The 12,916-nt window shown below is 72.9% G+C and carries 14 protein-coding genes; 2 read left to right on the top strand and 12 right to left on the bottom strand.

The genetic code is table 11. From position 1 onward, the window contains the following. Window positions 1-188: 188 nt before the first annotated feature. Window positions 189-383, bottom strand: coding sequence for a hypothetical protein (locus IEZ31_RS10745; RefSeq protein ID WP_190249632.1), 195 nt, complete (start codon window positions 381-383; stop codon window positions 189-191). A 321-nt stretch (window positions 384-704) separates the two neighbouring features. Here IEZ31_RS10745 and IEZ31_RS10740 point away from each other — a divergent pair, with 321 nt between their 5' ends. Both IEZ31_RS10740 and IEZ31_RS10735 read left to right on the top strand, forming a co-directional pair. Next, complete coding sequence (locus tag IEZ31_RS10740; protein ID WP_190249631.1) at window positions 705-1,346, top strand: CAP domain-containing protein; 642 nt, start codon at window positions 705-707, stop codon at window positions 1,344-1,346. A 26-nt stretch (window positions 1,347-1,372) separates the two neighbouring features. Beyond that, the gene (locus tag IEZ31_RS10735) at window positions 1,373-2,110 is read left to right on the top strand and encodes a spherulation-specific family 4 protein (RefSeq protein ID WP_190249630.1); all 738 of its coding nucleotides are present in this window, start codon (window positions 1,373-1,375) and stop codon (window positions 2,108-2,110) included. A 500-nt stretch (window positions 2,111-2,610) separates the two neighbouring features. Here the strand turns inward: IEZ31_RS10735 and mutM are convergent, their stop codons facing one another. The 11 genes from mutM to fakA form a co-directional block, all read right to left on the bottom strand. Continuing rightward, entirely contained in the window at window positions 2,611-3,471 is an 861-nt protein-coding gene (gene mutM / locus IEZ31_RS10730) for a bifunctional DNA-formamidopyrimidine glycosylase/DNA-(apurinic or apyrimidinic site) lyase (RefSeq protein ID WP_190249629.1), read from the bottom strand. A gap of 8 nt (window positions 3,472-3,479) precedes the next feature. Continuing rightward, complete coding sequence (locus tag IEZ31_RS10725; RefSeq protein ID WP_190249628.1) at window positions 3,480-4,631, bottom strand: mannosyltransferase family protein; 1,152 nt, start codon at window positions 4,629-4,631, stop codon at window positions 3,480-3,482. Further along, entirely contained in the window at window positions 4,615-5,340 is a 726-nt protein-coding gene (gene rnc, locus IEZ31_RS10720) for a ribonuclease III (protein WP_190249627.1), read from the bottom strand. Before rnc ends, IEZ31_RS10725 begins: the two co-directional genes overlap by 17 nt. Beyond that, window positions 5,337-6,353: a phosphate acyltransferase PlsX gene (locus IEZ31_RS10715; protein WP_190249626.1), complete on the bottom strand. Its 1,017-nt coding sequence runs from the start codon at window positions 6,351-6,353 to the stop codon at window positions 5,337-5,339. The genes rnc and IEZ31_RS10715 overlap by 4 nt, the downstream gene beginning before the upstream one ends. A gap of 13 nt (window positions 6,354-6,366) precedes the next feature. Continuing rightward, on the bottom strand, window positions 6,367-6,540 hold the full coding sequence (gene rpmF, locus IEZ31_RS10710) for a 50S ribosomal protein L32 (protein WP_190249625.1): 174 nt from the start codon (window positions 6,538-6,540) through the stop codon (window positions 6,367-6,369). Window positions 6,541-6,545: 5 nt separating this feature from the next. Then, window positions 6,546-7,109 (bottom strand): YceD family protein, encoded by a 564-nt coding sequence (locus IEZ31_RS10705; protein ID WP_190249624.1) that lies wholly within the window; start codon window positions 7,107-7,109, stop codon window positions 6,546-6,548. A gap of 109 nt (window positions 7,110-7,218) precedes the next feature. Then, a complete protein-coding gene (locus tag IEZ31_RS10700; protein WP_190249623.1) occupies window positions 7,219-7,719 on the bottom strand; it encodes an ATP synthase subunit B family protein in 501 nt (166 codons plus the stop codon). A gap of 91 nt (window positions 7,720-7,810) precedes the next feature. Further along, window positions 7,811-8,308, bottom strand: coding sequence for a pantetheine-phosphate adenylyltransferase (coaD, locus tag IEZ31_RS10695; protein ID WP_190249622.1), 498 nt, complete (start codon window positions 8,306-8,308; stop codon window positions 7,811-7,813). Window positions 8,309-8,366: 58 nt separating this feature from the next. Then, window positions 8,367-8,933 (bottom strand): 16S rRNA (guanine(966)-N(2))-methyltransferase RsmD, encoded by a 567-nt coding sequence (rsmD, locus tag IEZ31_RS10690; protein ID WP_190249621.1) that lies wholly within the window; start codon window positions 8,931-8,933, stop codon window positions 8,367-8,369. Further along, a complete protein-coding gene (gene recG, locus IEZ31_RS10685) occupies window positions 8,933-11,128 on the bottom strand; it encodes an ATP-dependent DNA helicase RecG (RefSeq protein WP_190249620.1) in 2,196 nt (731 codons plus the stop codon). The genes rsmD and recG overlap by 1 nt, the downstream gene beginning before the upstream one ends. A gap of 4 nt (window positions 11,129-11,132) precedes the next feature. After that, entirely contained in the window at window positions 11,133-12,782 is a 1,650-nt protein-coding gene (gene fakA / locus IEZ31_RS10680; RefSeq protein ID WP_190249619.1) for a DAK2 domain-containing protein, read from the bottom strand. Window positions 12,783-12,916: the final 134 nt, after the last annotated feature.

Genomic DNA, 12,916 nt, shown 5'->3' with positions numbered 1-12,916 from the left:
AACCCGGCAGCGCCGCACACCATAATGCGCGTGTCGTGGGCACACCGGCCACTCGGGCCACTCGCGCAACCAACCGGACGTCCGCGTCGTTACCACCAGCGAACATGACTGCGCGCCGAGACCCCTGGGATGTCGGCGCGCGGGTTTGCTGTTCAGTTCTGCGTGTGGGTCGTGCTTTCCGTGAAACGTCAGGCCATTGCCGGCTCGACGAGGCGGGACAGCTGGTCCGCCTCCGAAGCCGCCGCAGCAAGCCGGTCGTTTTCGGCACGCAATCGAACGATCTCGAATTCGAGCGCCCGAACCTTGGCACGCAGTTGGGTGACCTCGTCGACAAGGCGCCGATCGGGCGCGCTGCCTACGTGGCCGAAGAGGGCCTTAGCCATATCGTCTCCTTGATAAGCGCAGCCGGTCGACTCCGGCAAACGCGCGCCCAGCACCCGCGACCGAAGCACAAGGGCATAAATGGGCGCGACTGGCGACCCCTCTATGTTCCGCCGGGGTCGCGACTTAGTCAAGCCGACCGGCACGCCAAACGTCCTGGCCAGGGTGTTCTCGTGTTCTCACTCACCCGGGTGCGTGATCCGCACCGCCGCGCCGATCGTGGCAGTGTGCCACCGGTTGCCCCGCGGCGCCACTGCAAAGTAGCGTCTTCACCGGAAATTCTTCCTCCCCCACCAGCCGAGCAGACCCGGGAGACACACGCGATGGTGCCGCGGTTGGTGGACCGGCTCGGCCCGGTCGGCGTGGCCGCGGCCGTCACCGCCGTGCTGGTCCTCGCCGGGCTGGGGTTCCTGATCGTGCCGGCGCTGACGGGGAACGGGCCCGCGCCCGGCATCGCGTCGGAGGCCGCCCTCGACGATGCACCTCCCTCTTCCGCCGTTCCCTCCGTCGCCGCCCCGCCGTCCTCGGCCGCTCCCACCAGCGCGAAGCCGGCGTCCGCCGCCGCCACGCTGGTCGCCGCGAACTTCAACAACTCCTACGAAGATCGCGTCGTGCAGCTCGTCAACAACGAGCGGCGCAAGGAGAAGTGCGAGCCGGTGCGGATGGACGCCAAGCTGCGCACCGCGGCCCGCGCGCACAGCGCCGACATGGCGGCCGGTGACTTCACCGGCACCAAGGGCAGCGACGGCAGCAACCCCTCCGAGCGCGCGCAGCGGGCCGGGTTCTCCGGCTTCCAGAACGAGCTCGTCGCCAAGGGCGGCGACGCGGGCGACGTGGTCAAGCGCTGGCTGCGCGACGACAACAGCCGCGACGTGCTGGTCAACTGCGACATCACATCGATCGGTGTCGGCGCCGCCATGCGCGGTCGCACGGCCTACTGGACCGTGGACACCGGGCGTGCTTGAGGGGGCCCAGCATCGTTAGTCCGGTCGTGGACCGGGTTCCGACGCTCCTGCCACTGCGGGCGCATCCGCTCGCCCGGCCACACGCATGGGAGATCATCGCGGGACACGGTCCGGCGTTCAGCGTCGTCGTCGACGTCGCATACGGACCCGGCAGTGGCCGCGATCCGCTGTGGACCGCGGCCATGAACCGGCTCGACGCGGCGGGCACACGACTGCTCGGCTACGTCGACCTCGACTACGGGACGCGCCCGATCACCCAGATCCGCGCCGACGTGTACCGCTGGGCCGGCTACCCGGTCCGCGGCGTCTTCCTCGACCGTACCCCCGTGAGCCCGTACGCGATCGGCCCCGTCGCCGTCACCGCCCAGGCCGCCACCCGCGCCGGCCTGCCGGAGGTGGTGCTGAACCCGGGCGAGCCGCCGGACGACGCCTACCGCGACCTGGGCCTGCCGGTCTGCGTGTTCGACGGCAACTGGCGCGACTACCGCCGGTGGTCGTGCGAGGGCGCCCGCCCGGGCGACGGCCACCTGGTCCACGCGGTGCCGCCGTGGGAGCTCGACCAGGCGGCGCAGTTGCAGGTGGAGCGGGGGGCGGGCTTCGGCCTGGTGACCGACCTGGGCGCCCCGGACCCGTACGCGGACCTGCCCGCGTGGTGCGGCCTGAGCCCGTCGCTGGGCGAGCTGAGCCGGGCGACCCCGGCCCCGCGCCGCCCCCGCCCGTTCCGCCACCTGCACGCGGTGCCGTCCCCGGCCCCGGGCGCCTGACTGCCGGCTTTGCTTAGACGTTGGTCGATCTACCCTCACAATCCCCCGAGGTCGCGAGGGTAGATCGACCAACGTCTACAAGCTGGCTCCGCCACACCCACCACCTGTACGCCGACCGATTGCCCGCCGCCCTAATGCCCGCGACCGACCACGGCCGCGACCCAGCTGCGGCCCGCAACCCGACCAGGGCCCGCCCAGTTCCCGACCTCGGCCCGACCGTGGCCCACAATTCGACCGTGGCGGCCCGCGACCCGACCGCCCGCGCGACCCGACCGTGACCCGCCGCAACCCGACCGCGCCCCGCGACCGGAGCGCTTCCCGACCGCGGCTCGCCACCCGCCGCGATCTTGGAGTTTGTGGTCCCGAAAAAATCCCCCATGTCCGACAAGTCGGGGACCACAACCCAAGATCGCGGCGCGCGGGGCGTCCCGGCTCGCTCGCCGGGGCAGCGCGCGGAGGGCGGGCAGCGCGGAGAGCGCGCGGGCAGCGCGGAGAGCGGGTCAGGCTGGGCGGGTGGCCGGCCGCGGGCGGGGCTGGCAGCGCGGGCAGGAGAACGACGAGCGGTTCATGAACGCCTCACGGCGGATCGCCGCGCCGCACCGGTTGCACGGCAGGCCCTCGCGCCCGTAGGCGTTCAGCGACCGCTCGAAGTAGCCGCTCTCCCCGTTGACGTTCACGTACAGGGCGTCGAAGCTCGTGCCGCCCTGGCCGATCGCCTCGTACAGCACGTCCCGGACGTGGCCGAGCAGGCGGCGGACCGCCGGGCGGGTCAGCAGCGACGTGTCGCGGCCGCCGTGCAGCGAAGCGCGCCACAGGGCCTCGTCGGCGTAGATGTTGCCGACGCCCGAGATCAGGGTCTGGTCCAGCAGGGCGCGCTTGACCTCGGTACGCCGCCTGCGCATGGCCGCGACGAAGAGCTCGTCGACGAAGAGGGGGTCGACCGGGTCGAGGGCGATGTGCGCCAGCTCGGCCGGCAGGACCGCGCCGCCGGGCGACACGGCCAGCCCGCCGAACGTGCGCTGGTCGATAAAGCGCAGCTCCGGGCCGTCGTCGTCGAACCGGAAGCGGACCCGCAGGTGCGTCTCGTCCGGGGCGTCGGCGGGCTGCATGAGCAGCTGGCCCGACATGCCGAGGTGGCCGACGAGGGCGTCCTCGTCGTCGAGGGGGAGCCAGAGGTACTTCCCGCGGCGCATCACCGCCCCCACCCGCCGGCCGGCGAGCAGGCCGGCGAAGTGCTCGGCGCCGGGCAGGTGCCGGCGCACGGCCCGCGGGTGCAGCACCTCGACGGTGGCGATGCGCCGGCCGGAGACCCACTTGTCGAGCCCACGGCGGACGGTCTCGACTTCGGGAAGCTCGGGCATGTGAGTCCTCAGATCGCGTAGTGCCAGGCGGTGATGAGATACGAGCCGTACCACAGCCCGAACGCACCGAAGCCCGCCAAGACTAGCGCCGCCGTGCGCGGCCTCGCCCGAGCCAGTGCGACCGCCGGCGGGACCAGGATGAGCAGCGCCGGCACGAGCAGCCGCGGCTTCGAGTGGTAGTAGCCGCCCTGGCCGAGGACCAGCACGAGCACGAGCAGGCCGTAGACGGTGAGCGGCGGCCAGACGCGCATCGCGACGGCCGCCGCGGCGAGGATCACGACGCCGATGACCATCCACGCGATGCTCACCTGGACCCAGCCGTCGCCGGCCCGCAGGGAGTCGCGCACGAACTTGAGGCTGGAGGTGCCGTAGTCGAACGTCGTGCCCCACCCGGCCGTCTGGATGTCGAACCAGGCGTGGAGGTCGCCGACCCGCATGCCGACCCACAGCAGGTAGGCGGGGACGCCGGCCAGCGCCACCAGGGCTGCCGCGATGGGTTTCCATGCGGCGGTACCGAGGGTGCCGCGCCCGCGGTACACCGTGATCCCGGCGGCGACGGCGAGCGCGATCGCGGCCGCGGCGCCGGTCGGCCGGGTCAGCGCCGCGCCCAGCCCGAGCGCGCCGGCGAGCAGCCAGTCGCCCCGGTGCGCGAACAGCAGCATGCCGGCGACCAGCGCCGTGAACAGCGCCTCGGAGTACGCCATGGACAGCGCCATCGACATCGGCTGCATGCAGAACAGCGCGGTCAGGGCGAGGCCGGCCCGCTGGTCGTAGAGCCGGGTGCCGAGCGCGCACAGCAGCACGGCCGCGGCGCCGCCCGCGATCCACGAGACGGTGATCGCCGCCGTCGGGTAGTCGAGCCGCGTGACGAAGTGCGTCAGGCGCACGAGCATAGGGTAGCCCGGGAAGAACGCCAGGCCGTTGCCGACGAGCACGCCGTCGGCGTTGTAGGTGTACCCGGTCGGGTATCCCTCCTCGGCCACCCGCACGAAGTGCCCGCCGTCCCAGGCCAGCAGCCGGTCGCGGACCTTGCCGTCGTCGGCCATCCACCACACGAGGCACAGCTGCACGAGGCGGCTCAGCGCGTACAGGCCGAGGGGGTACGCCAGCAGGATCGACGCGTTTCGCCTTCGCTCGAGCACCTCAGTGGTCGGCGTCATCGCCGGCTTCCCGGGTGCCGTCGTCGGAGGACAGCTCGCGCCACGCGGCCTCGGCGGCCCGCTGCTCGGCCTCCTTCTTGCTGCCACCCTGGGACCCGCCGTACCGCCGCTTCGCCACGATCACCCAGGCGGTGAACCGCTTGGCGTGGTCGGGGCCCTCCTCGTCGATGCGGTACTCCGGGACGCCGAGGCCGCGGCCGGCGGTCAGCTCCTGCAGGCTGGTCTTCCAGTCGAGGCCGGCGCCGCGGAGGGCGGCCTCGGCCATCAGCGCGTCGAACAGCTTGTGGATCACCTGGGCGGTGGCGTCCAGGCCGTACTGCAGGTAGATCGCGCCGATCAGCGCCTCGAGCGTGTCGGCGAGGATGCTGGCCTTGTCGCGGCCGCCGGTCGCCTCCTCGCCCCGGCCGAGCAGCAGGTACGGCCCGATGCCGTCGGGACCGAGCCGCCGGGCGACGTCCGCCAGCGCCCGCATGTTGACCACGCTCGCGCGCAGCTTGGCCAGCTGGCCCTCGGCCAGGTCGGGATGGTTGTGGAACAGGGCGGTGGTGATCACCACGCCCAGCACCGCGTCGCCGAGGAACTCCAGGCGCTCGTTGGTGGGCAGGCCGCCGTTCTCGTAGGCGTAGGAGCGGTGGGTCAGCGCGCGCCGCAGCATGTCGGGGTCGAATTCGAGACCGAAGGCGGCCTCGAGCTGGCTCGGTTTCTTCACGTGCGCTCTCCCAGCTGGTCACGGATGGTGAGGCCGCCGGCCGAGGAGAGTTCGGTCAGCAGATCGTCGGCGAGCTCCCCGACGGCGGGGATGATGCCGTCGCGGTGCAGTCGGGTGGCGAGGGCGATGCCGTCGGCGATGTCGGAGCCGTCGGCGGCACCGTGGCAGACCACGACGTCGCCGACGACGCCGAGCAGCACTGCCGCCGCCTCGTGGGTGCGGGTGCCCCGCAGGGCGCCCTCGATGCCCTTGAGCAGGACGTTGCCGGTGAACCCGTCGGTGATGACGACGTCGGCCCGGCCGCCCTGGGCCACGTCGTGGCCCTCGACCAGCCCGACATACCGGCTGCCGGCGGGCAGGGGGATGTCGGAGAGGGCGATGGAGACCGCGCGGCGCAGCCGGTCGCCCTTGCCGGGCTCGCTGCCGATCGACAGCAGGCCGACGCGCGGGCCGGGGATGCCGAGCGCGACGGCCGCGTAGGCGGCGCCGAGCACGGCGTGCTGGACGAGCTCCAGCATGGTCGCGTCGAGGGTGACCCCGACGTCGGCGAGCAGCACCGGACCGTTCGGGGTGGGCAGGGCGGCGGCCAGTCCCGGGCGGCGGACGCCGCTGAGGCGGCCCAGGACGTGGGCGGAGGCGGCGACGGCGGCGCCGCTGGAGCCGGCGGAGACCATGCCGTAGGCCCGGCCGGCGAAGACCGCCTCGGCGGACGCCCGGACCGTCGACTCCCGCCGGATGTTGCGCAGCGGGGAGTCGGCCATGCCGACGCGGCTCTCGACGACGATGACGCTGACGCGCTCGCGGTCGTGGACCGCGAGCGCGCCGATGACCTCGTCGGCCGCGGACTGCGGCCCGACGAGGACGAGGTGGAGGTCTGGATCGGCGCTGCATGCGCGCAGAGCGCCGTCAACCACGACGGCGGGAGCCCCATCCCCGCCGAGGAGGTCGACGGCGATCCGCGCGACGCCGGACGGGGGCTTCCCGCCGTGCGGCGATCGGTCGGATCGCGTCACCCGAATCCGGTGGTCAGACCTCGATGACCTGGCGGCCGTTGTACATGCCGCAGACCGAGCAGGCAGCGTGGGGCAGCTTCGGCGAGCGGCACTGCGGGCACGGCTGCGTGGAGACCGCGACGGCCTTCCACTGGCTCCGGCGGGCCCGGGTGTTGCTGCGCGACATCTTCCGCTTGGGAACGGCCACGGGTCTTACTCCTCTGACGTCTTGATCTGGGACAGGGCGGCCCAGCGCGGGTCGAGCTGCTCGTGGTTGTGGCCTTCGGGCAACTCGTCGAGCGGCACCCCGCAGTCGGGGCACAGCCCTGGGCAGTCTTCGCGGCAAACGGGGTTGGCGGCCAGGGAGAGCACCACCGAGTCCCGCAACGCCGGCTCCAGGTCGATCAGATCGCCCTGCAGCCGTCCGACCTCGTCCTCGTCGGTCGTCTCGTCCGTCGTGCTGTGCTCGTAGGCATAGAACTCTTGGATCGGGACGTCCAGCGTGTCACTGATCGGACGTAGGCAGCGTCCGCACTCGCCCACCAGCGGGCCGGTGACGGTGCCGGAGACGAGAACGCCTTCGGACACCGACTCCATGCGCAGCTGGAGGTCGAGCTCGGCGCCCTGGGGCACGCCGATCAGCTCCAGACCGAGGTCCCCGGGCGCCGGCACCTTCCGGGAGACCGCATGCAGAGCGCCCGGTCGGCGTGGGAGGTCTCTCGTCTCGAGGACCAGCGGCGACCGGGGATCCAGGTGCGGGTGCGGTTGGTGTGGCATCTTCAGACTCCGGCCAGGCAGGGCCGACGGACTAGGCTACCTGAGCGGCAGATCTTCCGTCGAATCGCCCCCAACCTTAGCGCGGGGCCATCCGGGGATCAGCGGGGGCTCAGAAGGGAAGCGGCCGGTCATCCTCGCCGGAGGGCGTGAACGAGCCGATCTCCCGCAGCGCGTGCATCTTGTCCCGCCCGCGCTCGATCGAGGCGAGCGACCGGGTGAGGAACTGCTCGAAGTTGGCCAGGGCGGTGTCGACGTAGTCGTCGACCTCGTCGCGCAGCCGCTGGGTCTCGGCCCGGGCCTCGTTGATCATGCGGGACGCCTCGTGCTCGGCCGAGACGACGATCTCGTTGATCGACACGAGCCGGGTGTGCTCGGCCTCGGCCTCCGAGATGATCCGCTCGGCCTCGCGCCGGCCGGCGTCGACGATCTTGTCGCGCTCGTCGAGCAGGGCCGAGGCCCGCCGAAGCTCCCCCGGCAGGTCGGCGCGCAACTGGTCGAGAAGGTTGATCATCTCGGCCCGGTCGAACACGAAGTTGCTCCGTGACATCGGCGCCGACCGGGCCTGCTCAACCAGCGTGATGATCTGGTCGATGCTCTCGAGCGGATCCACCTGCGGTCACTCCTGTCCCAACGTCGAACGACGTAACCATCATGCGGCCCGACCCACCGTGCCGCTTTATCGCCACTCGGGTTTTTGAGCCTCAGTTTCGTGACGGTTGCCCCGCCGAGGCGAAGCGTTCACGCAGGCGATTCGCCACCAGATCGGGTACATGCGGCGAAATGTCGCCGCCCCACTTGGCGACCTCTTTGATCAGGCTCGACGAGACGAATGAGAACTTCGGGTTGGTCGGCATGAACAGCGTCTCGATGCCGCCGAGCCCCAGGTTCATCTGGGCCATCTGCAGCTCGTAGTCGAAGTCGCTGGCCACCCGCACGCCTTTGACGATCGCGCCGACCTCGTTGGCGTGGCAGAAGTCGACCAGCAGGCCCTGGAAGGCGTCGACCCGGACGTTCGGATAGGGGGCGACCACCTCGGCGAGCATCTCCAGCCGCTCTTCGACGGTGAACAGCCCCGCCTTGCTCTGGTTGATCAGCACCGCGACGACGACTTCGTCGAACATCTTCGATGCGCGTCCGACGATGTCAAGGTGCCCGTTCGTGACCGGATCGAACGAACCCGGACAGACCGCGCGCCTCATTGCACCAGCCCAAGCCTCATGAGCGGGGACCGTACCAAAGGCTCTCTAAAGGTTTGCGTCAGCCTTCCTGGTCGCGTCGGGCATACCACAGCGTCGTCTCGCCGTATCGCCGCTCCGCGTGCTGCCGGAGGCCCTCCGGCCAGGCCGTCGGAGCGCCCCGGCTGGACCGCTCGACCACCACGACGGCGTCGCCGGCGAGCCACCGCTCGACGAGCGCCCGCAGGATCTCGTGCACCCGCGCGTCCGCCATCGCATACGGCGGGTCGAGGAACACCACGTCGTAGGGCTCCTCCGGGGCGCCGGCCAGCAGCCGCTCGACCTTGTCGGCGACCAGCCGGACCCGCTGGCCGACGCCGAGCGACGCGATGTTGCCCTGGGCGATCCGGGCCGCCCTGGCGTCGGCCTCGGCCAGCAGGACGTGGGCGGCGCCGCGCGAGCACGCCTCCAGCCCGACCGCGCCCGAGCCGGCGAAGAGGTCGGCGAAGCGGGCGCCGTCGAGGTCGGCGATGTGGTCCAGGGTGCTGAACAGGGCCTCGCGGACCCGGTCGGAGGTGGGGCGGGTGCCCTGGCCGGCCGGCACGACGAGCCGCCGCCCGCCGAGCGTGCCGGCGACGATGCGCGTCATCAGCCCTTCTCCAGGTATTCGGCGCGCTCCTCGTCGACGAGCCGGGCGATCGTGGCGGCGAGCCCGGGGTGCCGCTCCAGCTCCCGGTCCTCGCTGATCAGCTCGGTCGCCTGCAGCCGCGCCTCGCCGATCAGGTCGGCGTCGCGCTGCAGGGACAGCAGGCGCAGGTGGGAGCGGTGCCCGGACTGGGCCGCGCCGAGCACGTCGCCCTCGCGGCGCTGCTCCAGGTCGAGCTCGGCCAGCTTGAACCCGTCGGTCGTCGAGGCCACCGCGTCGAGCCGGGCCCGGGCCGGCGTGCCCTCGCCGGCCTCGGAGACGAGCAGGCAGAGGCCGGGCGCGCTGCCCCGGCCGACCCGGCCGCGCAGCTGGTGCAGCTGGGAGACGCCGAACCGGTCGGCATCCATGATCACCATCATCGTCGAGTTGGGGACGTCGACGCCCACCTCGATCACCGTGGTCGCGACCAGCACGTCGAGGTCACCGGCGGCGAAGGAGCGCATCACCGCGTCCTTCTCGTCGGCCGGCAGCCGGCCGTGCAGGATCCCGATCCGCAGCCCGTGCAGCGGGCCCTCATCGAGGGCGGGCGCGACGTCGAGCACGGCCAGCGGGGGCCGGCGCCCGTCGTCGCCGCCGGGGGCGTCCTCGCCCTCGGACTTGGCGTCGCCGATGCGCGGGCACACCACGTAGGCCTGGTGGCCCTTGGCCACCTCCTCGCGCAGGCGGCGCCAGGCCCGGTCGAGGAAGGCCGGCTTCTCCGCGACCGGCACGACGTGGGAGGCGATCGGCGAGCGGCCCTTCGGCAGCTGGCTCAGCACCGACGTCTCCAGGTCGCCGAACACGGTCATGGCGACCGTGCGCGGGATCGGTGTGGCGGTCATCACCAGGACGTGGGGCGGCTGGTCGGCCTTGGCGCGCAGGGCGTCGCGCTGCTCGACGCCGAAGCGGTGCTGCTCGTCGACCACGATCAGCCCGAGGTCGGCGAAGTCGACCCCCTCGTAGAGCAGGGCGTGCGTGCCGACGACGATCCCCGCGGCGCCGCTGCGCAGCTCCTCCTGGACCCGGCGCCGGGCGGCGGCGCCCAGTGAGCCGGTGAGCAGCGCGACCCGGGTGGCCTGCTCGGCCGCGTCGAGCTCGCCGGCCCGGGCCATGGCGCCGAGCAGGTCGACCACGTTGCGGTGGTGCTGGGCGGCGAGCACCTCGGTCGGGGCGAGCATCGCCGCCTGGCCGCCGGCGTCGACCACCTGGAGCATGGCCCGCAGCGCGCAGAGCGTCTTGCCGGAGCCGACCTCGCCCTGCAGCAGGCGGTGCATGGGGTGGGCGCGGGACAGGTCGGCGGCGATCTCGTCGCCCACGTCGCGCTGGCCCCGCGTCAGCTCGTAGGGCAGGCTCGCGTCGAACGCCGTGAGCAGGCCGTCGTCGCGGCGCGGCCGCGGCTTGGCCGGCCAGTCCTCGGCCCGCTTCTTGCGCTGGACCAGCGTCAGCTGGAGGGCGAACGCCTCGTCCCACTTCAGCCGCCGCCGGGCCTTGGCCAGCGAGGCCTGTGACTCGGGCCGGTGGATCTCGCGCAGGGCCTTGTCGAGCGCCGAGAGGTTGCGCTCGGCCCGGATCGTCGCCGGGACCGGGTCGGGCGTCGGCGGCAGCACGTCGAGCACGGTGCGCACGGCCGCGGCGATCCGCCAGGTCGGGACCTTGGCCGACGCCGGATACACCGGGATGATCGCCCCGGCGAACTCCTCGACGGCCTCCTCGCCCTCGCCGGCGTCGAGCAGCAGGTAGTCGGGCTGGTTGAGCTGGAGCTTCTGGTTGAACCGGCCGACCTTGCCGGAGAACAGCCCCCAGCGGCCGGGTCGCAGCTGGTTCTCCCGCCACGGCTGGTTGAAGAACGTGACGCTGATCTCACCGCCGCTGTCGTCGCCGATCACGGCCTCGACGAGCGACCCCCGCTTGCCCCGCGTGGCGCCGCGCTGCTGGGTGAACTGCCGCGCGTTGACCCGCTTGACCTGGCCGAACACGGTGACGTCGGTGTCGATCTCCAGGGAGCGGATGTCGGTGTGCTCGCCGCGCTCCTCGTAACGGCGCGGAAAGTGATACACCAGGTCGCCGACCGTCTGCAGGCCGAGGCTCTCGCCGAGCAGCTTGGCGCCGGCGCCCCCGACCACCTTCGGCAGCGGCGTCGACAGGTCGATCTCGGTCACCGGTTCACTCCACCCCCACGAGCAGCGGGTAGTGCGGCTGCCCGCCCTCGAAGCACTGCACTTCCACGAACGGCCACGCCCCGGCGACGTGGTCGCGCAGCGCGTCGGCCAGCCCCTCGGGCGCCCCCTGCCCGGCGATGAGCGTGACCAGCTCGCCGCCGCCCGACAGCATGCGGTCGAGCAGCCGCTGCCCGGTCCCCGGCAGGTCGTCGCCGATGAGGTTGACCTCGCCGTCGACGATGGCCAGCACGTCCCCCGGCTGGCATCGCCCGGCGACGGTGAGCGCCTCCCGGCTCGCCACGGTCAGCTCGGCCGACCGGCAGCGGGCCGCGGCCTCCGCCATGGCGATGACGTCGTCCTCGAACCGCCGTTGCGCGTCTCGGACCGCCAGCGCCGCCAACGCCTGCACCGGTGACCGCGTCGGCACGACCCCGGCCCGGATCCCGGCCGCCCGCGCCTCCGCGGCCGCGGCCGTGGCCACCGCCAGCACGTTGGGGTCGTTGGGCAGCACGACCACGCGCTCGGTGCCGGCCCGCCGGATCGCCTCGAGCAGCTCCCCGGTCGACGGCGTGCCGCCGACGACGGTCGCACCCTCCCCGGCCAGCAGCTCCCCCAGCCCGGCACCGCTGCACACGACCACGACCCCGCGCGGCCCGTGCGCGACCTCGCTCTGCCGCACCCGCACCTGGTCGGCGAACCGCGTCACCGAGATCCGGCTGGGCCGCCCCGCCTCGACCCCGGCCTCGACCGCCGCCCCGATGTCGTTGACGTGCACGTGGACGTGCCAGGTGCGGTCGTCCCCGACCACGACGAGCGAGTCCCCGAGCGGCGCGAGCCTGTGCTTGAGCTCCCGCACGGCGTCGGCGGGCGCCTCCAGCAGGTATTGCACCTCGTAGGCGAACTCGTCGGACCCCGCCTCCCGCTCCATCTCGACGACGGTGCGGTGGCCCCGGGCACCGGGCAGCCCGGCCGCGCTGTCCAGCTCGGGCATCCGCTCCCCGGTGACGGTCTCGACCAGCGCGTCGAGCAGCACGACGAACCCCCGCCCGCCCGCGTCGACCACGCCGGCCCGGGCGAGCGCCGGCAGCTGCTCGGGCGTGTGTGCGAGCGCGATGCGCGCCCCGTGCGCGGCGGCCCGGACGACGGCCCGGATCCCGCCGCCACGCCGCCCGTCCGCCCGCTCCGCTCCGTCGACGCTCTCGGCGGCGGTCAGCGCGGCCTTGGCGGCGGCGACCCCCACGGTCAGGACCGTGCCCTCGACCGGGGCGGCCACGGCCTGATACGCCGTCTTCGCCGCGTGATCCAGCGCCCGCGCCAGCGCGGCGCCGTCGACCGTCTCGGCGTCGGCCAGCGACTCGGCCAGCCCCTTGAAGACCTGGGCCAGGATGATGCCCGAGTTGCCCCGGGCGCCGAGCAGCGCGCCGCGGGCCACCCGCCGGAGCACTCCCCCCAGCGACTCGTCCCCGTCGGTGCTCCCGGCAAAGCCGGCGGCCTCGACCGCGGCGGCCAGGGTCAGCATCATGTTGGTGCCGGTGTCGCCGTCGGGCACCGGATAGACATTGAGGGCATTGATCTCGGCCTCGTGCCGGCGCAGGCCACCGAGGCCGGTGGCACACCACCGGCGGACGGCGGCGGCGTCCACACTGTCGGGCACGGGCCAGAGCCTAACGGCGACCACCGACAGTTCCCACCGAAGCCGCCCCGACCGGGCCCGATTGGGTGTGGCGGGGCGGGATCAGGTAACCTTGCTGGGTTGTCTGCCGGTTGCCCGGCGGATGGCACCTGGAA

It is taken from the genome of Dactylosporangium sucinum (assembly GCF_014647515.1).
Lineage (GTDB): Bacteria > Actinomycetota > Actinomycetes > Mycobacteriales > Micromonosporaceae > Dactylosporangium > Dactylosporangium sucinum.
The sequence above is the reverse complement of the archived record's forward strand: the minus strand, read 5'-3'. Positions and strand labels throughout refer to the sequence as shown.